This window comes from Vibrio sp. Vb0349 (assembly GCF_033338975.1).
On record NZ_JAWOTS010000291.1, the window covers coordinates 1 to 1,222 of the forward strand.

Genomic DNA, 1,222 nt, shown 5'->3' on the forward strand with positions numbered 1-1,222 from the left:
TTTAATCGCGAAAGTCACTGCCGATTTACACACATCACTCACGGTTGTACAGCGTGATAGCTCAACCATGCTTGAGTGCAACATGCGCACATTTTGCTCTTGGCGCTTACGGATATAAATTTGCGAGAAAAGAGAACCAAACGAGTCCAACATCTGTTTTTGATACGCCGTTATCGGCTTGCGATGAATGAAGTTATCGAGCGCAAACCAACCGAAGGGCTCATTGCCGTCGCGCAAGATTAACATCGCGTTCCATCCCTGCCCGACCACTTTGCCCGCCGTGTATATTGGCGCATCTTCGATGATCACTAAATTACTCTCAAGGCTCGACAGCGCAGCGATGTATTCCTCACTCAGTTGATGAAGGTCGTACTGCGTGTGGAATTCATCGATCGTAATACCAGACTCATCCGTACCGTATGTACCGCTGAAACTGCGCTTTTTCATGTCCAGTAGCATCAGTGTGGTGCGGTCAAAGCCCAATCGTTCGCGCAGGGCTTCGACGGCTTTGTAATACAAATCTTTTAAGGAATCAGGGTTGGAGATCTCGAGTGCGACTTGCTGAACTAACTTCATGTTTTCGATAAAGCGTTCGCGCTGGCTAATTTCATCGACGTATTGAGCTTCACGGATGTCTCGATGTCGCATCTCTTGTGATGCATTTTTCTCGGCTCGAATGCATTGCCAACGCGCAGCCGCGAGCTGCATTGCGTCGTAGCTTTCTTCGTAAATATTGTGTGCGGTGCGAGCTTGGACAGATTGGATAAGTAAATAGGTGCGTTTTATTGGCGTGTTGTCGAGCATCATTATGTAGCTGTCGCCACCTAAATCTTGGGTGTGATTCCAGTTACAAGTGTTAATCGCCAGAGGAATAATGCTTTCGGATGTATCAAATTGGCAGGCCCAGTCCCAGAAAATCTCAGGGTACTTTTGAATAGGGTAAAGCTCTCCGCGAGAAAAACTCACAGAACAACGAGGATTGGTTAAAGGGTCTTCAAAAATGGCGATCGCGTGGGGGGAAAAGAGGTTCTCTAATTGATCGAATATTGCTTCGGCCAGTAGCCGGTGGTCCCTCGTTGAAGACACTTTTCTCGTAAAACTTTTTAAATTCACCCTACCAACCTAATTTACTTTTTTATCCTCGATAAAAAACTACGCAGGTGGTGATATGCAATCAATATAATCAATTTTGAGCTGTTAAGTAATTCGCAAAATTTTCGGA

Annotated in this window: 1 pseudogene; it reads right to left on the minus strand. The window is 45.7% G+C overall.

What is annotated here, in order from left to right:
- Positions 1-1,059, minus strand: a pseudogene (locus tag R7Q47_RS25290) (GGDEF domain-containing protein); the annotation flags it as partial.
- Positions 1,060-1,222: the final 163 nt, after the last annotated feature.